21 protein-coding genes and 1 pseudogene are annotated in these 26,653 nt (G+C 60.9%); 13 read left to right on the top strand and 9 right to left on the bottom strand.

The annotated features are described in order from the left end of the window. Positions 1-8: 8 nt before the first annotated feature. From EJD88_RS17295 to EJD88_RS17280, 4 genes are all read right to left on the bottom strand, one after another. Complete coding sequence (locus EJD88_RS17295) at positions 9-3,386, bottom strand: amino acid adenylation domain-containing protein (RefSeq protein WP_158878576.1); 3,378 nt, start codon at positions 3,384-3,386, stop codon at positions 9-11. Then, positions 3,383-4,330: a diiron oxygenase gene (locus tag EJD88_RS17290; protein ID WP_158878575.1), complete on the bottom strand. Its 948-nt coding sequence runs from the start codon at positions 4,328-4,330 to the stop codon at positions 3,383-3,385. The genes EJD88_RS17295 and EJD88_RS17290 overlap by 4 nt, the downstream gene beginning before the upstream one ends. Further along, entirely contained in the window at positions 4,327-5,085 is a 759-nt protein-coding gene (locus EJD88_RS17285; RefSeq protein ID WP_158878574.1) for a DUF3050 domain-containing protein, read from the bottom strand. The genes EJD88_RS17290 and EJD88_RS17285 overlap by 4 nt, the downstream gene beginning before the upstream one ends. A 337-nt stretch (positions 5,086-5,422) precedes the next feature. Further along, a complete protein-coding gene (locus EJD88_RS17280; RefSeq protein ID WP_158878573.1) occupies positions 5,423-6,121 on the bottom strand; it encodes a GntR family transcriptional regulator in 699 nt (232 codons plus the stop codon). Positions 6,122-6,387: 266 nt separating this feature from the next. On the opposite strand from EJD88_RS17280, the gene EJD88_RS17275 reads away from it, so the two are divergent. The 11 genes and pseudogenes from EJD88_RS17275 to EJD88_RS17225 all read left to right on the top strand — a co-directional run bounded on the left by EJD88_RS17275 (position 6,388) and on the right by EJD88_RS17225 (position 19,377). Beyond that, positions 6,388-7,281: a TauD/TfdA family dioxygenase gene (locus EJD88_RS17275; RefSeq protein ID WP_158878572.1), complete on the top strand. Its 894-nt coding sequence runs from the start codon at positions 6,388-6,390 to the stop codon at positions 7,279-7,281. A 14-nt stretch (positions 7,282-7,295) separates the two neighbouring features. After that, on the top strand, positions 7,296-8,321 hold the full coding sequence (locus EJD88_RS17270; protein WP_112192882.1) for an ABC transporter substrate-binding protein: 1,026 nt from the start codon (positions 7,296-7,298) through the stop codon (positions 8,319-8,321). Position 8,322: 1 nt separating this feature from the next. Continuing rightward, positions 8,323-9,174: an ABC transporter ATP-binding protein gene (locus EJD88_RS17265; RefSeq protein WP_099584305.1), complete on the top strand. Its 852-nt coding sequence runs from the start codon at positions 8,323-8,325 to the stop codon at positions 9,172-9,174. A gap of 11 nt (positions 9,175-9,185) precedes the next feature. Further along, positions 9,186-10,034 carry an ABC transporter permease gene (locus EJD88_RS17260; RefSeq protein ID WP_158878571.1) on the top strand — a complete coding sequence of 283 codons (849 nt, stop codon included), beginning with the start codon at positions 9,186-9,188 and terminating at the stop codon, positions 10,032-10,034. Between the two features lie 60 nt (positions 10,035-10,094). After that, positions 10,095-11,015 carry a LysR family transcriptional regulator gene (locus tag EJD88_RS17255; protein WP_158878570.1) on the top strand — a complete coding sequence of 307 codons (921 nt, stop codon included), beginning with the start codon at positions 10,095-10,097 and terminating at the stop codon, positions 11,013-11,015. A 235-nt stretch (positions 11,016-11,250) separates the two neighbouring features. After that, complete coding sequence (locus tag EJD88_RS17250) at positions 11,251-12,786, top strand: MFS transporter (RefSeq protein WP_158878569.1); 1,536 nt, start codon at positions 11,251-11,253, stop codon at positions 12,784-12,786. 15 nt (positions 12,787-12,801) lie between these two features. Continuing rightward, a complete protein-coding gene (locus tag EJD88_RS17245) occupies positions 12,802-13,860 on the top strand; it encodes an HlyD family secretion protein (protein WP_099584308.1) in 1,059 nt (352 codons plus the stop codon). Beyond that, positions 13,857-15,302, top strand: a complete 1,446-nt coding sequence (locus tag EJD88_RS17240; protein WP_158878568.1) for an efflux transporter outer membrane subunit — start codon at positions 13,857-13,859, stop codon at positions 15,300-15,302. Before EJD88_RS17245 ends, EJD88_RS17240 begins: the two co-directional genes overlap by 4 nt. Positions 15,303-15,375: 73 nt before the next feature. After that, positions 15,376-15,885, top strand: coding sequence for a sigma-70 family RNA polymerase sigma factor (locus EJD88_RS17235; RefSeq protein WP_158878567.1), 510 nt, complete (start codon positions 15,376-15,378; stop codon positions 15,883-15,885). Continuing rightward, on the top strand, positions 15,882-16,832 hold the full coding sequence (locus tag EJD88_RS17230) for a FecR domain-containing protein (RefSeq protein WP_099584311.1): 951 nt from the start codon (positions 15,882-15,884) through the stop codon (positions 16,830-16,832). The genes EJD88_RS17235 and EJD88_RS17230 overlap by 4 nt, the downstream gene beginning before the upstream one ends. A 92-nt stretch (positions 16,833-16,924) precedes the next feature. Continuing rightward, positions 16,925-19,377 (top strand): annotated as a pseudogene (locus tag EJD88_RS17225) (TonB-dependent siderophore receptor). A gap of 5 nt (positions 19,378-19,382) precedes the next feature. Here EJD88_RS17225 and EJD88_RS17220 read toward each other — a convergent pair. The 5 genes from EJD88_RS17220 to EJD88_RS17200 all read right to left on the bottom strand — a co-directional run bounded on the left by EJD88_RS17220 (position 19,383) and on the right by EJD88_RS17200 (position 24,388). Further along, entirely contained in the window at positions 19,383-20,054 is a 672-nt protein-coding gene (locus EJD88_RS17220; protein ID WP_112192886.1) for a protein phosphatase 2C domain-containing protein, read from the bottom strand. Then, entirely contained in the window at positions 20,051-20,737 is a 687-nt protein-coding gene (locus tag EJD88_RS17215; RefSeq protein WP_099584445.1) for a hypothetical protein, read from the bottom strand. Before EJD88_RS17215 ends, EJD88_RS17220 begins: the two co-directional genes overlap by 4 nt. Before the next feature lie 14 nt (positions 20,738-20,751). Beyond that, on the bottom strand, positions 20,752-21,447 hold the full coding sequence (locus tag EJD88_RS17210; RefSeq protein WP_099584314.1) for a hypothetical protein: 696 nt from the start codon (positions 21,445-21,447) through the stop codon (positions 20,752-20,754). A gap of 80 nt (positions 21,448-21,527) precedes the next feature. Further along, positions 21,528-22,232: a DUF3142 domain-containing protein gene (locus EJD88_RS17205; RefSeq protein ID WP_158878566.1), complete on the bottom strand. Its 705-nt coding sequence runs from the start codon at positions 22,230-22,232 to the stop codon at positions 21,528-21,530. After that, positions 22,229-24,388, bottom strand: coding sequence for an outer membrane assembly lipoprotein YfiO (locus tag EJD88_RS17200; RefSeq protein WP_158878565.1), 2,160 nt, complete (start codon positions 24,386-24,388; stop codon positions 22,229-22,231). Before EJD88_RS17200 ends, EJD88_RS17205 begins: the two co-directional genes overlap by 4 nt. 173 nt (positions 24,389-24,561) lie before the next feature. On the opposite strand from EJD88_RS17200, the gene EJD88_RS17195 reads away from it, so the two are divergent. Both EJD88_RS17195 and EJD88_RS17190 read left to right on the top strand, forming a co-directional pair. Next, positions 24,562-26,157: a glycosyltransferase family 39 protein gene (locus EJD88_RS17195; protein ID WP_158878564.1), complete on the top strand. Its 1,596-nt coding sequence runs from the start codon at positions 24,562-24,564 to the stop codon at positions 26,155-26,157. 35 nt (positions 26,158-26,192) lie between these two features. Then, positions 26,193-26,438 carry a DUF2789 domain-containing protein gene (locus EJD88_RS17190; RefSeq protein WP_158878563.1) on the top strand — a complete coding sequence of 82 codons (246 nt, stop codon included), beginning with the start codon at positions 26,193-26,195 and terminating at the stop codon, positions 26,436-26,438. The last annotated feature ends 215 nt before the right edge of the window (positions 26,439-26,653 follow it).

Genomic DNA, 26,653 nt, shown 5'->3' with positions numbered 1-26,653 from the left:
GAGGCGTTTCAAAGAAAGCCGATGGCCTTGAGGTAGTTACAGCCTTTGCTCAACAGCACCGAATCTTTTTCGGGGTAGGACTCCCCCATCTGCTGAACACCGTGCCGCGCGTTGTCGTAGCGAATCGTCGAAGTATCGCCGATGTCCTCATCCAGGCGATCAAGGTAGAACCCAAGTACGCCAAACAGTGCGTTGTCCGGTCCCACCGTTCGTAACGCCTGCTGCCATTGCGCAATGCTCACTCGTTCGAAGGGGTGGCCTGCCTGGCTGAATGCATCCAGGTAGCGCTCCCAACTCAAGGGTTGTGGGTTATGCAGGTTGAACACGTTTCTGTCGGCCTCAAAGCGGCCGCAGTGGAACGCCATGAAGCGCGCCAGAAAATCCACAGGCATCAAATCGAAGTTCAAATCCAAATGCGGCAGCAAGCCCAGTTGCAGAGACCCCTTGAGCATCAACATCAGGCGGTTTTTTTGCGGCTGGCAGACACCGTTGCGGCTGTTGAAACTGATATTCCCGGGACGATAGATATTCACCCAGGCACCTTGGGCGAGTGCGCCTCCCAGCTGCCGCTCGGCAACCCACTTGGACAGGTTGTAGCCGTTCTTGATGTACAGCGGCAATGTGGTCGCCGCAGGTGTTTCCAGCACATGTCCCCGCGAATTGATGCTGCTGGAGGCCGACAGTGTCGAGACAAAATTGAAGACTTTTTTGCTGCGTGTTTCACATAAACGCAGGCATTCGAATATGGGGTCGACGTTGTCCCTCGCCAGTGAGAGGTAGTCCAGTACGTGGTTGACCCGTGCCGCGTTGTGCACCAGTGCGCCGAAATCCTCTGCAAGGGCGTCGTACACCTCACGGCTCAAGCCCAATTGCGGCTGGCTGATATCGGCCGCGAAGACGTGCACCCGGCTCAGGTCAAGGTGTGCCAGGCGGTACTCGCGCAACGCCTCGGTAAACCGGGCCATCGCGGTATTCCCCGGCTCCTCGCGTACCAGGCAGGCAACCTGGGTTGCACCGCCGGCCAGTAAGGCTTCGACGATATGGCTGCCGACGAAACTGTTGGCCCCCGTCACGATCACTTTGCGGGGATCCCCCGCACGGTCTTGTGTCAGCGTGTTGATCACCCACTTCCGCTGGGCATCCCGAATCGCCTGAGCAAAGGGAGCATCGGGCCGTTCACCGTTCTCCAGCAGGGTTGCGAGGGTACGGATCGTCGGTACTTCCAGGAAGTGACCTAGCGTGAAACCACCGCCGAATTGCTCGCGAACACGCAGCATCAGCATCGACAGCAACATTGAATGACCGCCTAGATCGAAGAAGCTGTCATCCATGGACAGCCGATCAACGGGCAACGCCAGCAACTCACCCCACAGGCTGCTTAACCGCGTTTGAAACGGGGTGCATGCAGTGCAAGGAGAAGTCCGAAAAGGGGGCTCAAACGGTAGCGCCAACAGGGTTTTACGGTCGACTTTCCCATTGCAGGTGTACGGCATACCCGCCAACTCGACCCAACCGTCGGGCTGCATGTAATCCGGCAGCCACAGCCGCACATATTGCTGCAGGCCTGCCACCGTAGCACCCGGTTCAGGCTGGGCGACAAAACATCGGATTCTGTTTTCACCATCGATAACTACCGCCACCTGGCGATACAACCGGCTGTTGCGCAGGCATTGCTCAATTTCCTGAGGCTCAATCCGAAAGCCACGGATCTTCACCTGATCGTCGCATCGCCCACCCAGCACAATGCCCTCGGTGGTCCATTTGGCCAGGTCGCCGCTGCGGTAGGCCTGCAGGTTCCGGCCACCGGGCACTGTCAGTTCGACGAAAGCGCTGGCCGCTTGTTGCGGTTCGTTCACATATCCCAGGCTTACCCCAGGGCCGATGATGTACACCTCGCCCATCACCTGTTCATCCACCGGTTGCAGGTCGGCATCAAGGATCAGCACCTGGCTATTGGCAATGGGCAGGCCAAGGCTGCGGTTGCTGTCGCCGACCTGCATCACCCGATGGGTGACCAACACCGTCGCCTCTGTAGGGCCGTAGAGGTTGTGAAACTGACATTGCCCCGCCAGTCGCTCGATCACATGAGGCTCGCACGCATCGCCTCCCGTCAGCAGGTGCGTTAGCCCCAACCAGGCGTCGGGCGGCAGGATGTTGAGCAGGGCGGGCGGCAGAAAGGCGTGGGTGACACAGTGCTGGTGGAGCATTTCAAGCAGTTGGTGAGGATCGCGCCGTTGCTCTTCGCTTGGGACGACCAACTCGGCACCGGCTATCAAGGCAGGGAAAATATCGATCAGCGACGAATCGAAGCTCAACGGCGAGAACTGCAGGACGCGGCTCTGCGCGTCCAAACCCATGCAGCGCTTGAACCACGCCGTGAAGTGCGCCAGGTTGTATTGGCTGAGCAGCACGCCCTTGGGCTGGCCGGTGGTGCCCGATGTATAAAGCACGATGCAGGGGGCATTCGGGTGCGGGCGTTGGCGTATCAACGGGCGTGTGATGTCGGCGTCGAGGGGAGCGACACTGCGCACATCCACTGACACAAAACGCCCCCGCAATGGATGCTGACCGGCGTCCAGCAATACGCGAGCCCCCGCGCTTTCGAGCATGACGTGATGGCGTTGAGCGGGCTGCTCGGTGCCGAGCGGCATGTACACCGCGCCGCAGCCCAGCACTGCGAGAATACTGGCGTATAGCTCAGTGGATTTTTCCAGGTACACACCCACCACCGGCGGCGCGTCTGCGGTGTCCAGCAAGGGCAGCAATCGTTGCTGGATCGCCAGGGCGTGGCGATGCAATTGACGGTAGGTCACCTGGCTGCCGGCGATGTTCAGCGCCGGGCGTTCGGCGAAGGTGTGCAGGCTGGCCTGCAGTTGTTCGATTGGCGACACCCGCGCTTCCTGCATCAACGTGAGGTCTGCCGTACGGTTGAATCGATGAAGAAACGCCAGCGCCTCCAAGGCTCGCAAGTCCTGCTCGGGCCACTCATTGGCAACTGCGGTTGCAGAAAAGTACTCTGGATCGCGGGCGAAGCCACTGACGTGCAGCACGACCCATTCGACCAGCGCACTCATCGCCTGCTGGCGCAGCCGGTGACCGTTTCCACTGGGCTCGTCGGCGATGTGCAGTACGGCAACTGTCCGCCAGTCGTGCGCATAAGCGCGCACTTGCAGCTGGGGCAGCCCGCCGTCGGCGACCGGACCAATGCCCACGCGCAGGCGTATCCGTGGGGTTTGGTCAGCGTGGATCGGCGGTGGTTGGCTGCCATCGTCAATCAACAGGTCGAGGGCGTCGTCGCTTGAGATATGCCCGTATTGCTCAAGCACTTGCCGGATATCGTTCAAAGCGCTGCTGGCGCCGCTCCAGCCAATGTTCAGTCGCCTCATGTAGGCCTCCCGGACGCTGGCAGGTAGTCGTTCAACGCCTGCGCAACACTGGGTGTCTGCAATAAACCGCTGTGCTGAAGGAAGGTCATGATATTGCCCATCAATGGGTGATGGCGGCTGATGGGGAACGCCAGTGCCATGACCTCATCGCGCAGTGCATTGCGTACTTTGTCATTGATGTCCAGATGATCAACCAGATGCAGATCGAAGTTCTTCTGCAGGTCGTTGGTCAGGTAATGCGCCAGGAACGTCGGCAGCACTTGAGCGATGCTGTCGCGGTCATCGGCACTCGCGGCCTGCCAATAAATGCGCACCAGCCGCGTCCAGAATTGCGCGTGGCGACCTTCGTCAAACAAGTGGTCGGCCATCAAGCCGCGAACCGACGCTTTGACACTGTTGTCCTTGGAAAACGCTGCTACATCCTGGGTGACGGTGTTTTCGGCGATGGCCACGCCAATCAACTCCACCGCGTCGTTCAGGTGAGCGGGTGCCAGGGCTTGTGCCGCCGGCAGCGCGCGGCTCAACTCGATTTGCCCGGGCAGGTCCAGCGGTTGTATGCCCGTCATGGCCACCGTCTGTTGCAGAAAATCCAGTGCAACCAGCGCGTGATAGTCCTCGTCCACCACAACGGTCATCGCGTCAACGCGGCAGGCGAGGGGGAAGGGCAGCGAGAAGCGATTCTTGGCTATGCTGCGGGCAGTTTTATCGACGATTTCAGTCTCGAAGATGACCACGTCATTGATGAACTTGTAAAAGCTTTGCACCAGCACGAAGTCGCGCCACTGCGGGCAATGTTGAACAAAGGCTGTGCTGAGTACCAATGGCTGGCGGCACAAGGGGTAGATCAACTTGTCATCGTTTTCGAGCAGGCGGCGAGGGCGTGTGCGAACGGTTGCGCGGCGCTCCCAATCTTCGGCAATGGCGGGGTAATTGGTAGTGTTCATGGGCGTACCCCTTGCAACGAGACCCGCAACTCGTCCCATAAGTCGATGCGACTTTGCATGGCGGCGAGGGCTGTATCCCCGGCTTGTTGCGCATACGCTGGATCTGCACTGAGCAGACGTGCGAGCAGTTGCTCCGCCGCCGGGCCATGATCCTGTGTATCCAGTTCGATGTGGCGCTTGAGATAGCCGCACAAGGTAGGCGCCTGATGCAGGATCGACGCATCCGCTTGCAGGATGCGCTCGAACATCGCGGGGATGACACGCTCGCGGCCGTAAAGAAACGCAGCCGCCACACAGTGCGTGGGCGCGTTTACCGCGACGCATAACGTTGCCCTGACAAAACGGGCCACCCCGGCAGGCGGCGCAACCTCGTGCAAGGCCATATCTGCCGTCGCGCCTTGACGCAGGAGCGCAACGAAACGGTTGATTGCAGAGGTGCTGGCGCCGACCTCGGCCATGGCTTCCAGGTACAGCTCGAAGTGGCTGCAATGGCCTCCACGGGGATGCGTGTCTGACTCTTCGCTCAGCACTATTTCATTGATCAGGCGTGCAGCTTGCGGGTCGCAGGGTGGCAGCCAGGGCAAGTGAGTGCAGGTCAGGTCCTGTTGCAGGCGTTTGGTGAGTGTCATGAAGTCCCAAACAGCGAAAACATGGCCTTCCATAAAGCGTCGTAACTTGCTAAGTGAAGTTATTTCCGCAAATAACGGATGGCTGTATAGCTGCAGTTTTTTTTGTTCCAGTAACGGTTGATGCATGGTTGATGCCTATAAATTATTGCGTCTACTGTAGAAACAGCGATGAGCTTTTGTGATTGGCAAAAAGATAAGTAGATGTAAACCAGGCATGGCCAGGAAAGCCGCCCGCGCGCGTGAGGCGCTGAGTGAGTGGCCTGGTTTAGTAATAAAAGATGATAGGCGGGTTAAACAATTTGGCGAGCATACAAATATGTTAGAAGTTTTTCTAAATAATATGTGCTGTCAGTTAGTTTCGTTATTGAAGTCGGAAGTTTCTTCAGTGCGGGCCTCTGTCCAATGGGCAGTGACCCGCAACTCTTGAGGGGCAAGGCGGGAGAGCGAGGTTCTGCTGAATGAATTACCTGGCGTCGGCTTCCAGGCCATTCAGGTAGGTGGTGATCACTTCCATCCCGCGCATCAAGTGATTGCGTAACGTCAGGATGCTTTCAGCGACGTGTTTGTGCGCCACGAGGTTCAGCAGTTCACGGTGATCTTCCTGGGATGTCTCCCCCAGCCCCATTGCTTCAAGGTTGAAACGCAGGAAGCGCTCTTCCTCATTCAGCCCGTGCTCTACCAATTTGAGTAGTCGCTGGTTGGGCGCCTTGCCATACAGCGTCATGTGAAACAGGCGATTAAGGCGACCAATCTCGGCGTAGTCTTTTTCCTGTTCCAAGACACAGATCAAGGTGTCTGCCTCGGCGATATCAGCTTCGGTCAGCAAGGGAATCGACAGGCGCAGCGCCTCAGACTCCAGCAACATACGCAGCTCATAGGTCTCAGCTGAATTGTCTTCGATCAGCGGTGCAACCACGGCGCCTTTGTGGGTGACCACATGCAACAGTGACTGCGCCTCCAGCTGGCGCAAGGCTTCACGCACCGGCATGCGGCTGACCCCGAACAGGCTGGCCAGCTCTTGCTGGCGCATGGCGGTCCCGCAGGGCAATCGGCCGTCGAGGATGGCATTGCGCAGGGTTTCTTCAATCACGGAGCGAGCAAGATGGGCGGGAATAGGCCCGCTGATCTTGATGCTGTTCAAAGGGTTCGGCTTCTGCGTCACGGTTACGCTATCCTCCTTATTGGAAAAGTGGTGGCTAATTGGATCCAATGCACACTAGAGGCTGCCCATAGGCTTGTCAAACGGGCACGGTTTCGGCTTGTAAGCGTTTCAACATGCTGCTCAGACGGCCCACGTCGGGGTCTTGCGGGGTCTTACACGGCATTGGCATGCTGCGACATTCCCGCATATAGATATTCTCTAACGGTATTTAAATTGCCGTTCTTATATCTATAAAGTCACTCTCCTGTCTGACCGGGAGTGAACTCATGTCTGCCACCTCTACTGTTCCAACAGCGATCCCTACCGCCCAAACGTTCGAGATTCGCCCGCTGCCCGGCAGCGTCGGCGCCGAAGTTATTGGCCTGGACCTGTCCCGGCCAGTCAATGACCAGGATTTCGCCCGTATCCACCGTGCGCACCTGGATCACCATGTGGTGGTCTTTCGCGACCAACGTATCACCCCCGAACAACAGATTGCCTTCAGCCGTCGCTTTGGCGTGTTGCAGATCCACGTGCTCAAACAGTTCCTGCTGGCCAACCACCCGGAAATCCTGATCGTCTCCAACATCGTCGAAAACGGCCAATCCATCGGCCTGGGCGACGCGGGAAAATTCTGGCATTCGGACCTGTCTTATAAAGAACTGCCGAGCCTTGGCTCGATGCTGCATGCCCAGGAGCTGCCCTGCGAAGGCGGCGACACCTTATTCGCCGACATGCACAAAGCCTGGGACCAACTGCCCGATCACCTGCGCAATGCGGTGGATGGGCGCAGCGCCGCCCACTCCTACACCGCGCGCTACAGCGAGACCAAATTCGAAGGCAACTGGCGCCCAACGCTCACCCCCGAGCAGTTGGCGCAGGTCGCAGAGGTGGTGCACCCGATTGTGCGCACTCACCCGGAAAACGGTCGCAAGGCGCTGTTCGTCAGTGAAGGCTTCACCACCCGCATCGTCGGCCTGCCCGAAGACGAAAGCCGCGACCTGCTCACCCAGCTCTACGCCCACAGCGTGCTGGCGCAGAACATCTATCGCCACCAATGGCAGCCCCACGACCTGGTGTTCTGGGACAACCGCTCGTTGATCCACCTCGCCGCCGGTTGCCCGAGCCATCTGCGCCGCAAGCTGTTTCGCACCACCATCCAGGGCGACGCGCCTTTCTGATTCGGAGCATGATCATGTCCAGGAACATTCCATTTGCACGATTGGCCGCCACCGTTGGGCTGGGTATCAGCCTGCTGGCCGGCAGCCTGGTAGCCCCGGCGGTTGCCCAGGCGGAAGGAGAGATCCGCATCGCCGAACAATTCGGCATCGTTTACCTGCTGCTCAATGTAGTGCGCGACCAGAATCTCATCGAGAAATACGGCAAGCAGGAAGGTATCGACATCAAGGTCGACTGGACCCAACTCTCCGGTGGCGCGGCAGTCAACGATGCGCTGCTTTCCGGCTCCATCGACATCGCCGGTGCCGGCGTCGGCCCACTGCTGACCATCTGGGATCGCACCCACGGCAAGCAGAACGTCAAGGCCGTAGCGTCACTGGGCAACTTCCCGTACTACCTGGTCAGCAACAATCCCAAGGTCAAGACCATTGCCGACTTCACCGACCAGGACCGCATCGCCGTGCCTGCGGTGGGCGTTTCGGTGCAGTCGCGCTTCCTGCAATATGCCGCCGCCAAGCAGTGGGGCGATAAGGAATTCAATCGCCTCGACAAGTACACCGTCGCCGTCCCGCACCCTGACGCCACCGCCGCGTTGATCGCTGGCGGTACCGAGCTGACCGGGCACTTTTCCAACCCGCCATTCCAGGATCAGGCCCTGGCCAACCCCAATGTGCATGTGGTGTTGAACACCTATGACCTGCTCGGCCCCAACTCACCGACGGTATTGTTCGCCACCGAAAAATTCCGCAATGACAACCCGAAAACCTACAAGGCGTTCGTCGAGGCATTGACCGAAGCCGCACAATTCGCCCAGAACGACAAAGGCGCCGCCGCCGACACCTACATCCGCGTGACCAAGGCCAAGATCGACCGCGCCGAGCTGCTCAAGATCATCGACAACCCGCAGTTCGAATTCAGCGTCACGCCGAAAAATACTTACCCGCTGGCGGAATTCCTCTACCGCGTCGGCGCCATCAAAAACAAGCCTGAATCGTGGAAGGATTACTTCTTCCAGGACGCCAAGCCCCTGCAAGGAAGCTGAGATGAACGCGCCCTTGCAAGGCCACACGGCCAGCAACCTGCACACCGCCGAGCCGTTGCTGGCGGTGGATAACGTCAGCCTCGAATACCGCACCCCCGAGCGCGTGGTGCGGGCCACCCATCAGGTCAGTTTCGAGATCGACCCGGCTGACCGCTACGTGCTGCTCGGCCCTTCGGGCTGCGGCAAATCCACCTTGCTCAAGTCCATCGCCGGGTTTATCAAACCTTGCGAGGGCGAGATTCGTTTGCTGGGGCAAAAGGTCGAGCAACCGGGCCCGGACCGCATCGTGGTGTTTCAGGAATTCGACCAACTGCCACCGTGGAAAACCGTCAAGCAAAACGTAATGTTCCCGCTGCTGGCGTCCAAGACCCTCAAGCGCCGCGAAGCTGAAGAACGCGCCCTGCACTATCTCGACAAAGTCGGCCTGAGTGCCTTCGCCGACGCCTACCCCCACACATTATCCGGCGGCATGAAGGCCCGCGTGGCCATCGCCCGTGCCCTGGCCATGCAGCCGAAAATCCTGTTGATGGACGAGCCCTTCGCCGCCCTCGATGCCCTCACCCGGCGCAAGATGCAGGAAGAATTGCTGCTGCTCTGGGCAGAGGTGCGCTTCACCCTGTTGTTCGTCACCCACTCCATCGAAGAAGCACTGGTGGTGGGTAATCGCATCCTGTTGCTGTCCCCCCATCCGGGGCGCGTACGCGCAGAAATCCACAGCCATCAATACGACCTGCACAGTCTGGGCGGTGTGGACTTCCAGGCGTCGGCGCGGCGGATTCATCGCTTGCTGTTCGATGAAACCAGCGCCGCGGAACCCGAGTTGGGTTTTGCCGACATCCGCATCGCTTACTAAGAGGGCAACCCATGCGCCAGGAATATGAAGTCACCCTCGAACCGCTGCTCAGTGTCCCCGTGGAGCGCGAATTACCCCTGCGCCAACGCCTGTGGCAACAAGGCTGGCTGCGCAAGGGCCTGATCCTGATTGTGCTCGCGATCCTCTGGGAAGCCGTGGCGCGCTACCAGAACAACGACCTGCTGCTGCCGAGCTTTCTGCAGACGTCCGCCGCGTTGTACGACGGCCTGCTCAGCGGCGAATTGCTGAGCAAGGTGAGCATCTCGCTGGTGGTGCTGATCAAGGGTTACCTGATCGGCATTGTGCTGGCGTTTGCCCTGACCACCTTGGCCGTGTCGACCCAATTGGGCCGCGACCTGTTGAGCACCCTGACCTCGATGTTCAACCCGCTGCCAGCCATTGCGTTATTGCCGCTGGCGCTGCTGTGGTTCGGCCTGGGCCAGAACAGCCTGATTTTCGTGCTGGTGCATTCGGTGTTGTGGGCGCTGGCGCTCAACACCTATTCAGGGTTTCTCGGCGTGTCCGAGACGCTGCGCATGGTCGGTCGCAACTATGGTCTGAAGGGCATGCGTTTTGTGTTGTTCATCCTGATCCCGGCCGCGCTGCCGTCGATCCTCGCCGGCCTGAAAATCGGCTGGGCATTTGCCTGGCGCACGCTGATCGCCGCCGAGTTGGTGTTCGGCGCCACCAGCGGCAAGGGCGGGCTGGGTTGGTACATCTTCCAGAACCGCAACGAGCTGTACACCGACAAGGTGTTTGCCGGGTTAGCGGTGGTGATCCTGATCGGCCTGCTGGTGGAGAACCTGGTGTTTGACACCTTCGAGCGGCTCACCGTGAAGCGTTGGGGCATGCAGCGCTGATCCACCTATCCCTGCTACGATTGCGCCCAGTTCACTCCCCTCTGATCATGAGTGCTTGGCATGCAACTACCGGACATGAACCTGCTGGTCGCCCTCGACGCCTTGCTCGACGAGGGCAGTGTGGTCGGCGCCGCCCGGCGGATGAACCTCAGCCCGGCGGCCATGAGCCGCACCCTCACGCGCATTCGCGAAGCGGTGGGCGACCCGATCCTGGTGCGTGCCGGGCGCGGCCTGGTGCCAACGCCCAAGACATTGCAGTTACAGGGCCAGGTGCGCAACGTGGTGGAGCAGGCCGCGCTGCTGTTTCGCTCGGCTGACCAAGTAGACCTGAGCACCCTGCGCCGCCGCTTCAGCGTGCGCGCCAATGACTTTTTCATCGGTGTGTATGGCGGTCGTCTGTTCGACACCATGGAGCGCGTGGCCCCATTGTGCGAGCTGTGTTTCGTGCCCGAAGGCGACACCGACGACGAAGCCCTGCGCGAAGGGCGCCTGGATTTGCGCGTGAGCAACACCCAGCCGGCAAGCCCTGAGGTCAAGGTGCAGAACCTGTTCTCCACCACCTTCGTCGGCCTGGCGCGGCAGGACCACCCGTTGTTCGACGAGGAGATCACCGCGGCACGTTTCGCCAGCTACTCCCATATCAGCATCTCGCGGCGCGGCATCGCCCGGGGGCCGATCGATACCGCGCTGAATGCCCAGGGCCTGGAGCGCCGCGTGGCGATGATCGCCCCAGGGTTTCACGGCGCGATGTTCATGCTGCCCGACTCCGACCTGATCCTGCCGGTGCCCAAGGAAGCGCTCTACAGCGCCAACCGCCTGAAGCTGCCCCTGCGCGCCTTCCCGCTGCCGATCTCCTTGCCGACTCTGGTGTTGGCCCAATCCTGGCACCCACGCTTCGACAAAGACCCGGCTCATAAGTGGCTGCGCGAAACCCTGCGCGAAAGTTGCCACGCCACGTGGCTGGAAGCCCAACCCACCTAAACATCAAGCGTACACAGGGCAAATGTGGGAGGGGGCTTGCCCCCGATTGCGTTGGATCAGATAGAAAATCTGTGTCTGGCACACAGCAATCGGGGGTAAACCCCCTCCCACATGTAGATTTGTGTCGGATTCAGGATTGTGTGTGGTGCAGTTATAAGCTGCCGATATGTAACTTTTTGTCATGCATGTGCCTGATTAAACTGCTCGGGTATTTACCATTCCGAGTTACCTGTTCATGACTTCCCTCGCTGCCCCCGCCCTTGAGGCCGCAGCCAAACCCAGCGCCCTCACCCCGCCCGTGTTCGGCGCGCGCATCATCATCGGCCTGGTCGGGGTGTTGCTGGCGGTGCTGGTGTCCGGCCTCAACGAGATGGTCACCAAGGTGGCCCTCGCCGATATCCGTGGTGCGCTGTACATCGGGTTTGACGAAGGCACCTGGCTGGTCGCGGCCTACACCGCCACCTCGGTCGCGGCGATGGCCTTTGCGCCCTGGTGCGCGGTGACGTTTTCCCTGCGCCGTTTCACCCTGTGCGCCATTGGCCTGTTCACCGTGCTTGGCATCCTGTGCCCGTTCGCACCGACCTACGAAAGCCTATTGCTGCTGCGCACCGTGCAAGGCCTGGCCGGTGGCGCGTTGCCGCCGATGCTGATGACCGTGGCGCTGCGTTTCCTGCCGGCCAACGTCAAGCTGTATGGTTTGGCCGGCTATGCACTCACCGCCACCTTCGGCCCGAGCCTCGGCACACCACTGGCGGCGCTGTGGACCGAATACGTCGGCTGGCAGTGGGCGTTCTGGCAGATCGTCGCGCCGTGCCTGCTGGCGATGGCCGCCGTGGCCTACGGCTTGCCCCAGGACCCGCTGCGCCTGGAGCGCTTCAAGCAGTTCAACTGGCGCGGCCTGCTGCTGGGCTTCCCGGCGATCTGCATGCTGGTGATCGGCATCCTGCAAGGCAATCGCCTGGACTGGTTCGAGTCGGGCCTGATTACCTTTTTGCTGAGTGGCGGCAGCGTGTTGCTGGTGCTGTTCATGCTCAATGAGTGGTCGCACCCGATGCCGTTTTTCAAGTTGCAGATGCTCGGTCTGCGTAATTTGGCGTTTGCCCTGATCGTACTGGCGGGCGTGCTGATGGTGCTGACCTCGGTGATCATCATCCCATCGAGTTTCCTCGCTCAGGTCCAAGGCTATCGACCGCTGCAAACCGCGCCGGTGATGCTGCTGATGGCGCTGCCGCAGTTGATCGCGCTGCCGCTGGTGGCTGCACTGTGCAACCTGCGCTGGGTCGATTGCCGCTGGGTGCTGGGGATCGGCCTGAGCATGCTGGTGCTGTGCTGCATCGGCAGCGCGCACCTCACCTCGGAATGGATTCGCGACGATTTCTACGGCCTGTACCTGCTGCAAATCTTCGGACAGCCCATGGCTGTGTTGCCGCTGCTGATGCTGTCCACCGGCAGCATTCAGCCACAGGACGGCCCGTTCGCCTCAGCCTGGTTCAACACCGTCAAAGGCCTTTCCGCCGTGGTTGCCACCGGCGTGTTGGACACGTTGACCACCCAGCGCCTGCACTTTCACTCGACCATGCTGGTGGACCGCCTGGGCAATTCGCCCCTGGCCGACGGCAACGCGCCGGGCCTCGCCCATCGGTTGCACGAGCAGGCCGTAGTGCTCACGTCTTCGGATCTTTATTACGTCATGGGCGGCGTCGCCGTGGCGTTGATCCTGCTGATTTTCTGGATGCCCACGCGGATCTTTCCGCCTCGCGCACCGACCTAGCCAAAAGGAATTTTCATGAAACGCAAAGACAAAGTGGCCGTCTCCGTCATCACCATATTTGCCGTCGGTGTGCTGGTGTACCTGGTCGCGCCTGGCTTGTTGGGCAGTAAGCACCAAAGCACCAACGACGCGTTCGTCGCCGCTGACTTCACCTTGGTCGCTCCGCGCGTGGCGGGTTTTATCAAGGAAGTGCTGGTGGAGGACAACCAGCGTGTCAAGGCCGGACAACTGCTGGCGCTGATCGACGACCGGGATTTTCGCGCCGCCGCCCAGGCCGCTGATGCCGACACCTTGGTCGCCCAGGCTCAACTGAAAAACGCCACCGCGACCCTGGAACGGCAAAGCTCGGTGATCGCCCAAGCCCAGGCCACCGTCGCCGCGGACCGCGCCGAAGTGGCCTTCGCCGAACACGAACTGAACCGCTACAACCACCTCGCCGGCGTGGGCGCCGGCACGGTGCAAAACGCCCAGCAAGCCAAGACCCGCATCGACCAGGCCACCGCACGCCTGGCCAATGCCACAGCAGTGCTGGCAGCCGAGCGCAAGCAGGTGGAGATTCTCACCGCCCAGCGCGATGCCGCCGAAGGCGGGCTCAAGCGCGCCCAGGCCGCGCTGGAAATGGCCAGCTATCAGCTGTCCTACACGCGCATCGTGGCGCCGGTCGATGGCATGGTCGGCGAGCGCGCGGTGCGCGTCGGCGCCTACGTGACGCCGGGCAGCAAGATCCTCGCCGTGGTGCCGTTGGCCGAGGCCTACGTGGTGGCCAACTTCCAGGAAACCCAGCTCTCTCACATGCATGCCGGCCAAGCCGTGCAGGTGCGGGTCGACAGCCTCGACGGCGAGTTGCTCAACGGTCATCTGGAGAGCCTCGCCCCGGCGACTGGGGTGACCTTCGCCTCGGTCAAACCGGACAACGCCACGGGCAACTTCACCAAGGTGGTGCAGCGCATTCCGGTCAAAATTGTGCTGGAACCCAACCAGCCGCTGACCGAGCGCCTGCGCGTCGGTATGTCCGTGGAGGCGAGCGTCGACACCCAACCTGTTGCCGTTCAACGTGAGGTGGCGCAGCAATGAAACGCCTTGCCTGGCTCACCCTGAGTCTGATCAGCCTGAGCGCCTGCACCGTCGGCCCGGATTTCCAGCGCCCGCAAAGCCCTCAAGTGGCGCAATGGAACGAGCCCCAAGGCCGCCAAGCCGACAGCCGCGCCATCAGCGACCCACTCCAGGAGCGCTGGTGGGACGTGTTCCACGACGCACAACTCTCGGCCCTCACGCGCCGCGCCCTCATCGATAACCTCGACCTGAAACTGGCCAGCAGCCGCCTGGAACAAAGCCGCGCCGTGCGCCAAGTGACGACCGCCGAGCGCTATCCCAATGTCGAAGCCTCAGGTGCTTACCAGCGCAAACGCAACAGCGGCAAAGGCTTGAGCGACCCATCCGGCGAAAACGGGCGTTCCGCCTTCAACCAGTGGGACGCGGGCTTCTCCGCGTCCTGGGAGCTGGACTTCTGGGGCCGCGTCAAACGCGAAACCGAAGCCGCCGACGCCACCCTGCAAGTCGCCGAAAACGACCGTCGCGCCGTGCTGTTGTCGGTGCTGGCCGAGACCGCCCAGGACTACATCCAACTGCGCGGCGTGCAAAACACCCGTGCCGTCACCGAGCAAAACCTCGACGTTGCGCGCCACAGCCTCAAGCTCTCGCAACTGCGCCTGGCCGACGGCGTAGCGACTGATCTGGACGTGGCCGAAGCCGCTGCCCAAGTCGCCGCCATCGAAGCGCGCTTGCCGGATTTGCAGCAACGCCAGGATCAGCTGATCAACGCCCTGAGCCTGCTGATGGGCGAGCCGCCACAAGCCCTGCACGCGCAGTTGTCCAAGGACGCCGCCGTACCGCAGACCCAGCGCCAAGTTGCTATCGGCCTGCCGTCGCAGCTTGCCGAACGCCGCCCGGATATCCGTCAGGCCGAAGCCCGTTTGCACGCGGCCACCGCCAACATCGGTGTGGCCAAGGGTGATTTCTACCCGCGTATCACCCTGTCCGGCAGCCTCGGCTCCCAGGCCATGCAGCTGTCGGATCTTGGCTCCTGGGGCTCACGAGCCTTCGCCTTCGGCCCTCAGTTCAGCCTGCCGCTGTTCAATGGCGGGCGCTTGCAAGGCATGGTGAATCTGCGCGAAGCCCAGCAACAGGAAGCGGCCCTGGCCTACCAGCAAACCGTGCTGCGCGCCTGGCATGAAATCGACGACCAACTGACCCGCTACAACGCCAGCCAACTGCGCCGCGACAGCCTCGCCGAAGCCGTGCGCCAGAACCAGATCGCCCTGATCACCGCACAGCATCAGTACGTCGAAGGCGTGGCGGACTTCGTCAACGTGCTCACCGTGCAGAGCGCACTGCTGGCGACCCAGGAGCAGTGGGTGGAAAGTTCTACCGGCGTGTCGTTGGCCATGGTGGGGTTGTACAAGGCGTTGGGTGGGGGTTGGGAATCGGTGTATCCGCTGCACACCGCCGAGCGCTGAGCAACAAAGAGCTTTGTCAGTCGCGAAATAAGATGTAATGATAATTGCTCTCAATAACTTATCTGAGCGTTTCATGGGCATCGCGACTGACGGCCAGCAACAGCTTCACCTCCTGTACCGCGACCACCACGGTTGGCTGCAAGGCTGGTTGCGCAAGCGCCTGGGTGACCGTGAGCATGCGGCGGACGTGGCCCAGGACACGTTCCTGCGCCTGTTGGTGTCCGGTCGCTTTCCCGGTGATAAGGAAAGCCGCAGCTACCTGGCGCAAATTGCCCGTAACTTGGTGATTGATCAATGGCGACGGCTGCGCATTGAGCGCGCCTACCTGGAAAGCATCGCGCACCTGCCCGAGCCTGAATCGCCGTCCCTGGAAACCCGTGCGCTGATCCTCGAAACCCTGATGCAGATCGACGCCATGCTCGACCGCATGCCCGACAACGTGCGCCGTGCCTTCCTGTTGTCGCAGTTCGAAGGGCTGAGCTACGCACAGATCGCCGAACGCTTGGGAGTCACCGTCAGTTCGGTGCAGAAGTACATGACCCGTGCCATCGTCGCCTGCTATCAGGTGGTCTACGAAGAATGAAACACGACGCGCCTATCGCGCCGGCCATCGTCGAGCAAGCCAGTGAGTGGTTGATGCTGCAATGGGGGGGTGAGTTGCAAGGCGATCAACGCCAGGCGTTTGCCCAGTGGCAGGCCGCAGACCCGGAGCACCGGCGTGCCTGGCAGCGCTTGCAGCAGTTGCAGCACACCCTCGGCGGCGTACCCACTCACAGTGCCCGAGCGGTGTTGCGCGACACCCCGGACACCCAGCGCCGCGCCGCGCTCAAGCTGCTCGGCTTGCTGCTGGCGGCCGGTGGCAGCGGGGTTCTGGTGCAGCGCAGCGAACCCTGGCAAGCGGCGTTTGCCGAGTACCGCACGCGCACGGGCGAGATCCGCCACGTCACCCTCAGTGACGGCACGCGCCTGGACCTTAACAGCGACAGCGCCGTGGACCTGCGCTTCAGTGCTAGCGAACGGCGTGTTCGTCTGGTGCGTGGCGAGATCCTGTTGACCAGCGGCCAGGACCCTTCCCGCCCGCTGATCGTCGAAACCCCAGCCGGTGATGTGCAAGCGTTGGGCACCCGTTTTGCCGTGCGCGAGTTGCCCGACGGCAGTCGCGTCGACCTTTACGAAGGCCGCGTGCGGGTCAGCCCGTTGCACGGCACCGCCGTGCAGATGCAGGCCGGTGAGAGCCTGTGGTTCAACGCGGGCCAAAGCTGCGCGTTGCCTGGGTTGAGTGCCAATACCAGCAGTTGGACCGAGCATCGCCTGATCGCCGAGCGCCAGCCGCTGGGCGAGTTTGTCGCGCAATTGAGTCGCTATCGACCTGGGCTGCTGCGCTGTGATCAGGCGGTGGCGGGGCTGTTGCTCACCGGCGTATTTCCGCTGGATAACACCGACGCGATCCTCGCGGCCCTAGAGCGCTCACTGCCGGTGCAGGTGCAGGCGGTGACGCGCTACTGGGTGACGATCAAGGCGCGGGTCTGAAAATATTTTCATCACTGCTTGTCGGTTTCGGCTGCCCGCTCGGGATACCTCTTGAAAGCCAATCAAGAAGCGATCTCACGGGGAGTCCTGCAATGCCGCACCACCCAGTCCAACCCTTGGCCCGCGCGCTGCGCCGTGGCTTGTTTGTCAGCCTTTTGGCGACGGTGCCTGTGGCGCCGAGCTTTGTTCAAGCGCAAGAAAGCGCCGAAGCGCAGCACGCCTATAACATTCCGGCGGGTAGCCTCGACCAGGCACTGAATCGCTTTGCCAGCGCGTCGGGCATTTTGCTGTCGGTCGACGCCACGCTCACCGAAGGCAAGCGCACGGCGGGTCTGCAGGGCCGTTATGCGGTAGGGGTGGGGTTGGAGCAGTTGCTGGCAGGCAGCGGTTTGGTCGCCGTGCAATCCCAGGGCAGTTGGTCGTTGCAGGCGAGTTCTGCGGGCGGCCGTTGCAGTTGGGCGCCACGCAGATCAATGGTCAGCAGGAGCAGGAAAGCGCCTGGGGCCCGGTGGACGGGATTGTCGCCAAGCGCAGTGCGTCCGGCAGCAAGACTGATTCGGCACTGGTGGAAATCCCGCAGACGATCAACGTGATCACTGCCACAGAGATCAAGGCCCGTGGCGCCCAGAGCGTGACCCAGGCGCTGCTCTACACCCCTGGCATGAGCGCCGGCGGCTTCGCTGACCGGGTCAAATTGTTTGACGAACCCACCTCGCGGGGTTTCTCGCCCACGCCGCTGTACCTCGACGGTTTGCACCTGCCTTACGGCGGCGGCAGCACCGGCGGCGCATTGCAGATCGAACCCTACTCCCTGGAGCGTATCGAAGTGCTCAAGGGCCCGGCGTCGGTGCTGTACGGGCAGAACCAGCCGGGCGGTATCGTCAACATGGTGAGCAAGCGGCCCAGCGAAACCCCCGTGCATCAGTTGGTGCTGGAAGCGGGTACGTACGAACACAAAAGTGCCGCCATCGACCTCAGTGGTCCGTTGGATGAGCAGGGGCAATTTCTCTACCGCCTGACCGGCCTGGCCAATGATGGGCAGGACGAAATCAACTACGTCGAAAACAAACGCCAGTTCATCGCCCCCAGCCTCGCCTGGCAGCCCAACGACGACACCCGCCTGACCGTCTTCGCCCAGTACCAGAAAGACAAAGGCGTGCCCGAAGCCCAAGGCCTGCCGGCGTCCGGCACCCTTTGGGCCAATCCCAACGGCAAGATCAAGCGCGATCTGTTTATCGGTGAGCCGGGCGTCAACCAGTACAACCGCGAGCAGTACGTGCTGGGCTACGAGCTTTCCCATCGCCTCAACGACACCTGGACCCTCAAGCAAAATGCGCGCTACGCCGAGGTCGACGATCGCTACACCGCGCCGCTGCACGGCTACCGCTTCGTCGCCAACCCGGCCACCGGCGTGCAGGATCAGCGCTACCTGCAACGCTTCGGCGTGGACTGGTCGCAAACCAACAAAGTGTTCGGCGTGGACAGCATCGCCCAGGCCGAATTCGCTACCGGCGTGCTGGACCACACCCTGATCGTCGGCCTGGATTACTACCACTCCAACTCCCAGTTCCTCGGCCTGTACGACCGAAATCCGCCGATCATCGACCTGTTCAAGCCGGTCTACGGTCAGCGTATGAACTTCGGCCAGCCCTATCGCTGGGACCGCACCATTACCCAGACCGGCCTGTACGTGCAGGACCAGATCAAACTGGATAAATGGGCGTTTGTGCTCGGCGGTCGTTACGACTGGGCCAATGTGGTGAACAAGGAACCGATTCAGGACAGCCGCTTCGCCAGCAAGGACCAGGCCTTCACCGGTCGTGCCGGGTTGGTTTACCTGTTCGATAACGGTGTGGCGCCCTTCGTCAGCTACACCGAATCGTTCCTGCCGCTGGCCGGCACCAGTATCGATAAAAAACCGTTCGAGCCGTCCACCGGCAACCAATTCGAAGTGGGCGTGAAGTACCAACCGCCCGGCCAGAAGAGTTTCGTACAGGTCTCGGTCTACCAACTGGACCAGGAAAACGTGCTGACCACCAACCCGGTAGATACCACCTACAGCACCCAAAGTGGCGCGATGCGTTCGCGGGGTGTCGAGCTGGAAGCCAAGGCCTCCCTCAGCGATGCATGGGACGTGGTGGCCTCGGCCTCGCGCAACGACGTCAAATACACCAAGGACAACGACGGCCGCGAAGGTCGCCACCCGGCCGGCATCTCACCGCTCACCGCCTCGATGTGGGTCAACTACACCGTGCTCGGCGACACCCCTTTGGCTGGCCTCGGCGCAGGCCTGGGCGTGCGCTATGCCCGTCAGAGCCTGGGTGACTATTACGCAGGCGCTTTCACCGTGCCGTCCTACAGTGTCTATGACGCCAGCCTGAGCTACGACCTGGGCAGTTCGCCGCTGAAACTCAAGGGCGTGAAGCTGGCGATGAACGTGCAAAACCTCACCAACAAGACCTATGTGTCGCAATGCACCAGTGATTTGGATTGTTACTACGGGGAAGGGCGCACAGTGGTGTCGAGTTTGACCTACGACTGGTGAGCCTTTCAGGTGTGTATCAGCAAACAGGTCACATCGTCTTCAGTCGGGTGGGCGTGGAGAGATTGCGCCGCAATGACGGCTAATTGGCTTTCGGGTGAGAGCTCTGCCCAGAAACCGTCTGTTGCCAGAACCCATAATGTATCCGGGGTTACTGGCAACGATTGAACGCGGGGCTCGTGGCTCCTGCGATGACTCATGCAGTTGAGCAGTTGTTTACGGGCCGGGCTGTTGGCAATGAGCGCGTGGCCCAGATCGCCTTTCCAGTTGGGGCCGCAGTGTGGCGAACTGAGCCAGTTCACGGGCTGATTTTTTTCCAGATGCCCCAGGCAGCAATCGCCAGCATGAATGGTGATTGCGGTTTGGCCAAGAACCAGCAAGGCAAGGTAGCTGGCGGAAGCGAATGGGAAGTCGGGGCACAGGTTTGAGTGCACGTCGTTGAATGAAGTGAGCGTCAGCTTCAGCGCCTCATCGAGCGAACGTACTTCAGTTGGCTGTGCGTGGGCGAACGCACCGAGCACATGTTGAATCATGGCTTTCGCCAGTTGACCGCTTCCGGGTTTAGACGTCCCATCGGCGATGACATAGAGCTGGGCGCCAGCATTGTGCGCCCAGCCGCTGAAGTCACGGTTTTCTGCTCTATGAGTACCTTTGCGGCTAAGTCTCAGGCGCAGGGTCAAACGCTCGCTCCTGCATCAATCAATGCAGCGAGACGGCTGTAAATCAAGGCCTCGCGATCGGGGTCTTGGGCTGTGCTTTGGATTACGTCTTGAAACGCCGTCAACTTGAGCAGCGCCGACAGTTGATCGCTCACGAAGCGTCGCAGGTCGACAGGGGCTTGTTTTACTTCTGCTGTCAGTTCCTCCCGGCCGTCCAGTAAAGCAATGATGTCTTCAATGTCGTTGGACATCAGGACGTCGCCGTTACCTCTTCCTTGATACGCCTGCAGTTTTGCGGCGAGAAACCAGGGGGCGGCAAAGACTTTGATGCGGGTGCCATTGGGCAACGCGTAATCAATGGCATGTTCCAGTCCACCGACAAACCAAGTATTAGAGAAACCCAGTACTTTCTCATCGGTGGGCATGAAGTCGACTTTCAGTTCACCCAAGCGCAAGCGGCATGTAACCGTATCCTGGCCTGTGTTTTTGAATCCCTTGATCTTGAGAGTTTCCTCCAGTCGGTACCAGGCTGCGGTGCTTGTCAGGTGGATGACCAAGTCCACGTCATCGGTGCCACGAATGGACTCCTGAGTGTATTCGTCGGTGATCAGCAGGACTGTCGTGCACCCACCCACAAAAGCCACTTGCCGCCGCAGCTCGGCCCCCAGCGCGTCGGCGACTTCCTCAAGCATTTGCAGCATCATTTCCCGGGCGGAGTTCACAGAATCCACTCCCTCAGCATGGCGTCGGCTACTTTGGCTTCGCGGGGGCCTCCTATGCGGATGGCATCAACGAGGGCCAGGAAATGGTAAAGAAGCTCATCCTTTTTTACCGCTCCCGGCACCGTCTTGTACAAGGGCGTGATTTCCTGGCCTTTGCTTTTGCCGTAGGCGTCCGGCCAAACGGGGATGAATTCGCCGCCGCTGATGACCTTTCCCGCCAGGATGGGGGCCGCGAAGGCGGTCGGAATGCCCCGAACGATGGGGCCTGGCTTCACCGGAAAAATATAACGAATGCTGTAAGTGACGAGATCAAGCAGTGCTTTTTTTCTGACGAGAGGCGAACCGTCGTTATTGTCCGTAAACACCAACCCAATTTCGCGGCATCGGCTTAAAGATGAAGATACCTCTGTCTTGCTCAGCCCCAATGCCGATGCGAGGGCTCTTACAGAGTAGCTTTGTTGATTGTCCTGTTCGGCAGGCTCGCTCTCGTCCCAGCCGCGCCAGTCTTCGAGATCAGAAAGCTGAACGGCTTGTATGTCGTTTTCATTTTCAAAAAATTGCTTGATGGTCGAGATGACCGCCCCTTCCGAATCTTGCATCACGGAGAACTCGCGTTTTTTCACGCGCTCCCCCCTGGCCTGCAATTCCAGGCTTATGAGTTTGAACAAGATAAGTACGTCTTGACTTTTCATGGGGCTCCAAACTTAAGTGTCCTCTGTCCGCGGACAGAGGACACTTTCTTGCACGGCTTCAATACCGATGTCAAGGATGATCAGCGATTCTGCAAAAACACCACATACCCCCGAAACCATTCACTCCCCTGCAAATACCCCGGTTCCTCCCAGTCCCCACCCTGAATCAATCCGACCTTGAACGGCAGCCCCAGCCGATTCATACGTGGCAAATACGCCGCGTAATCCGGGATGCTGTGGCGGCCTTGATACGTTTGCACCACCACTTCATCCACCACGCCCTTGAGCTGGGCGATGGCGGCTGGGTCTGCGTTGCTGCTCCAGTCCATCAGGCCGGTGATGCTCAGGCGTAGGTCGGCGGGCAGGCGCTGGCGCAGGTCGCGCAGGAAAGCGGCGTATTCGTGCAGGTATTGGGTGCGGGCGTCGAAGTCGATCTGGATGCCGACCACCGGGTTGCCCGCGTCGCGCCAGCGTTGCACCTGACCGAGCAGTTGGGTGTAGACGCGTTCCGGCCAGTGCAGGGTGTGGGCGCGGTAGACCACCCAGACTTCGCCTTGGGTGATGCGCGGCACGCTGATGCCCTGGGCGATAAATTGCACGCCGCGTTGGGGCGCGCGGCGGGTTGAGTTGATCTGGCCCTGGAGGATGTATAGGGTCTTGGCCTGTTTGAGTACCGGCTGGGGCGTGACGCCGCTCCACAGCCAGAAGGCGTCATAGTCGCGAGCGTCGACGGCCGCGAAGGCCGGGCTTGCCAGCAGCAGCAAGCCTAGCCACAGGTATTTCACCAGTAGTACTGCAGGGATTTGCCCCACTGGGTGTCGCCAAAGCCGGACTTGAGTTGGCGGAACCAGGCTTTGCGCACCGCCGGTTCAACGTCCTGGCCGCCGCAGCTGTTATAGCCGGCCGGCGCGTAGCAGTTGATGGCGCGGAACAGCGCGTAGGCCTTGTCGTTCTTTGGCGCCTTGGCATCGGCGATCACCTGCTTGTAACCGTCGAGGCGCGAGAAGGTTTCGCCCTTGAAGTCCGACGCGGTGCTGCCCAGGCTGCCGGCGGCGCGGGCCTGTTCCAACGGCATGCCGTCCAGGCCGTTACGCAGGATGAATTCGCCGAAGCAGTTCAGCGCTTGTGGGTTTTTCGCATCGGTCTGCAAGGTCGCAGCGGTCTGCGCGATGCTCGGGCAGGCATAGCCGGATTCGGCCTTGTCGCCGTTCCACTGGAACAGCTTCAAGCTCTGGCCGCCGCTATAGACGTAGCCAAGGCTGGTGCCCAATTTGTCTTCCGGGGGCGAAGCCGGCAGTTGCTTGAGGTCCTCGGCGAACGTGGCGTACTGGCTGCGCAGCAGGTCTTTATAAAGCAGCACGAACTGCGCGGTCTGGCGCTCCAGCGGGTCGCTGGCCTGGGCGATCTGTTGGCGCAGCAACTCAGGCCCGGCGACGTTGCGCAGCAGGATGTAACGCACCGGCTTGGCGCTGATCGGCGAGTCGCTGGCGAACACCTTGGCCAGTTGGCCGCTGCGCTCGTAGTTCATCGCCAGGGCCAGTTCCAGTTGGTCGCGTTGCAGCGGCAATTTGGCCTGGTCGAGCAGTTTCAGCCACAGGGCTTCGGCGCCTTTCCAGTCCTGTTTGTCTTCCAGCGCCAAGCCGCGCAGGGTCTGCTGGCTGAAGGCGAAGTAATTCAGGTTCGACGGAATGTCCTGAGGCAAGTGCTTCAAGGCGGTGTCCGGTTGATGCTCGATGTACAGGGCACTCACGGCCAGCAAGTAGTCGTACAGCTCGGGGGCGCTGGCAAAAGCGACTTTCTGTTTCTCCAGGTCTGTTCGGGAGAGCGCCGGCTGATCACCGCCGCGCATCACCATCAGGTCGCTGACCAACTGGATCATCGGCGTCGTGACCGTCTCGCTGTTGACCATCAACAGCTTGAGGTCGGCCTCTTCGATCAGTTCATCCACCGATACATTGCGCTGTGCATCCGACGCCTGTGTCATCGCCCAGGCATACGCGTCGGCGAGCTGGATGTTGTCGTCCGCCAGCCAGTACACGCGGCGCAGCAGGCCTCGGGCGGAGGCAACGTAACGACCCTGTGGATAAGTCTCCAGATAGCCAACAAAGCCATCTTTGGCCTGGCCCAGTGCAGACTTGTCCACACGCGCAAGCTGCGGCATCCCGTATTCGTCGAATGCTTCGGCCTGCGCCTGGTTCAGCAAGGTGCGGGCGCTCATGTACTGCGCGGTTTCCTTCAACCAGGGCAGTTCGCTGCCGCTGGCGGCGGCAAAACCGCGCTCGGCCTCGCTGAAACGTCCGCTGTAAAAGTCGGCGGCCGCTTGCAGATACGTGCGCAGCATGCGGCCATTGGATGACTCGATCGGTTCGGCGATCACCGGGCCGTCCCAGGTGCAGGTGATGAGCAGTTCCAACCGGGCCTTCGCCAGCAGCTGGCGTTCTGCGGTTGGCATGTCGGCTTGCACCACCTGGCTGATAAACGCAGTGGCGCTGTCATCGTCGTTGCTGCGACAGCGGCTGCCCTCGCCTTCGAGGTAGGCCTCGCCGGCAGTCGTGTACTCGTTTCGCTTAATGCCCAGAGAGGTCAGCAGGGTGTCGAGCTCGGCGGTGGGCGAGTCGTCCGAATCCGCTTCAGTTTCTGCGCTGGAAGCGGCAGCGAGGCGATACACCGGAAACGGCACCGGGCCGAAACCCTGGCTCAGATCGTCTTCGGTCAAAGCCTTCGGCGTCAGCGGCTCGGCTTTTTTGTCAGCCAGCAACAGGCGCAGGTTGACCCGACTGTCGTTGCCTGGGTTGAGAAAGGGAAGGTTGCTGCAGGCGTCGAGGCGGTCACGCGACACCCGCCAATCCGGGTAGCACGAGTCATCGGAACTGGCCTGGGCCGGTAGGGAAATACCGGCCAGCAGGGCCAGTGCCAGGGGTGACAGAAAACCGATGCGCATGACGTGTCCTTGATCCTGGGTCCTTGGAGGAGGGCAATGATAGCTTGATCCGACCAGTGCTTCGGTGAAGCCCTACACAAATTGCTGATTTGTCCGATTCCAGAAGCGAACGAGGGGCTTTTGACCTAGAGTGGCGGTGTTTGCGCTTAGGCAAGCAGGGCAGGGGAATCAGGGTGCGTCGGTCTGTGGTAGAGCAAAACGAAAAAGTTGGGGCGCTGCCCTCATTCACCCGTCTCACCTGGGACAACGCCGGTTGGATCAGTCGCCTATGGTGGGTGCCGATCCTGGCCTTGGCCATGGCCCTGCGTTTCTACCACCTCACCTCGGCGGCGATCTGGGGGGACGAAGGTTCGAGCCTCCTGCTCAGTGAATATGCCGTGGGCGACCTGTGGTTCCACGCGGCCCATGACGTGCACCCGCCGCTGTATTTTTTGCTGCTGCGCGGCTGGATCGAGCTGTTTGGCGACAGCATCTGGTCGATTCGTGGCATGAGCGCCATCCCCGGTGTCATCGTCGTGGGCCTGGGCATCTGGCTGACGCGGCAATTGTCCACGCGCCGTGCCGCTGTGCTGGCGGCCGTGCTGCTGTCGCTGCTGCCCACGGCGGTGCGCTACAGCCAGGAAGTGCGTATGTACTCCTTGCTTGGCGTGTGGTTGCTGGGCGCGACGCTGGCGCTGGTGTACTGGGTGCGCCAGCCCGAGCGCGCGCGCTACCTGGTGGTGTATGGGTTGCTGATGAGCGCGGGTTTCTACACCCATTACTTCACGGCGCTGTGTGTGCTGGTGCACTGGGCGTATCTGGGGCTGTTGAGCCGCTCCGGTGAGCGGCTGATCACGCGCCCGGCTTGGTGGGCGGTCAACGTTGCGATTGTGCTGATGTATCTGCCCTGGTTGCCGAACCTGCTGGAGCTGGTGCAGCATGTTGATCAGCTTAAGGTGGGCGGCGATATTGGGTGGGAGGACCCGGTCAGCCTGCTGTCCGTGCCGTCTATGGTGTGGCAATTTGTGATGCAGGACGAGGGCCTGGATTTCTGGCCGTTGGTGTTCTGGGTTTTTCCGTTGCTGCTGATTGCGGTGGTCGTAATAACGGCCTGGCGTGATCAAGAGCGTTATCAGCCGGCGAGCCTGCTGACGCTGTTCTTCCTGTTGCCGCTGCTGTTGGTCTACGCGGTCTCGTTTATCTCGCCGGTGTTTATCGAGCGCTATCTCACGGTATATGCCCTGGCTTTGCCGATCCTCCTCGCCCTGGCTATTGAGCGCCTGCCAGCACGCCTGTCATGGTTGGGGGCGGCTTTTTTTGTGCTGTTTGTCTGTGCGGAACTGGTGGGCCTCAAAAACAATTTCACCGTGGATGCGCACGACCAATTCAACGTGCCGGTGGAGTTCGTCAATCGCAATTACCAGGAAGATGACCGCATCGTCCTCAGCGACATGCTGTGGTATCTCAGCTACGTCTACTACGACCAGACCGACGCCCAACTGCAGCTCTACACCCCGCCCAAGCCCGATGGCACGTCAACCCGGCCGAATGCCTACGGCTTCGGCACCCTGGTGGACCAGGACGGCGGGCGCATCTACCTCGACCGCCTGTCGGCACTGCCAGCCGACACTCGCCGTGTGTGGCTGATCAGCAGCAACGAAGCGCCGGACGATTTCGCGCCATTGCCCGAGGGCTGGCGCGAGCTCAGTCGCCAGGACGGCGGTGGGGCCAGGGCGCGGTTGTTCGTGCTGTGCAATGTGCCGTCGGCGCTTCCCGAAGGCTGCCGCTAGACTCACCCGAACCTTTCTCTATTCAGGAGCCCACCATGGAATCGCCTGTGCATAACTTGCCTGCCTTGTTCAAACAGCTCGGCCTGCCGGATGACGCGGTCAGCATTGGCAAGTTCGTGGCTGTTCACTCGCCGCTCAAGCCGGACCTGAAGCTGGCGGATGCATTTTTTTGGACGGACAGCCAGAAGGTGTTTCTGCGCGAGGAGATTCTGGAGGACGCGGATTGGGCGGAGGTGGTGGATGAGTTGAATCTGATGTTGCGGGGTGGGCGAGGGGTGTAAAAAAAACTTTGTGGAAACACGATAATGTAAAAAAATGGTGAGAGGCAAAAAAGCTGAGATATGCCCATCTCTGCGAATCGCTGGATTTGAGAGTGTCAGATTTTTTGTGTTCGGGCCGGTTACGGCCTGCCGTCAGGCAGGCCATCTTTACCAGGTCGGCCTGATAAATCGATCTCCGTACAGAATCGCAAATTGATTCATTGCGTTCTTCCAAT

The organism is Pseudomonas sp. PB105 (assembly GCF_009764655.1).
GTDB lineage: Bacteria > Pseudomonadota > Gammaproteobacteria > Pseudomonadales > Pseudomonadaceae > Aquipseudomonas > Aquipseudomonas cyclaminis.
This window is presented reverse-complemented; position numbering and strand designations above follow the sequence as displayed.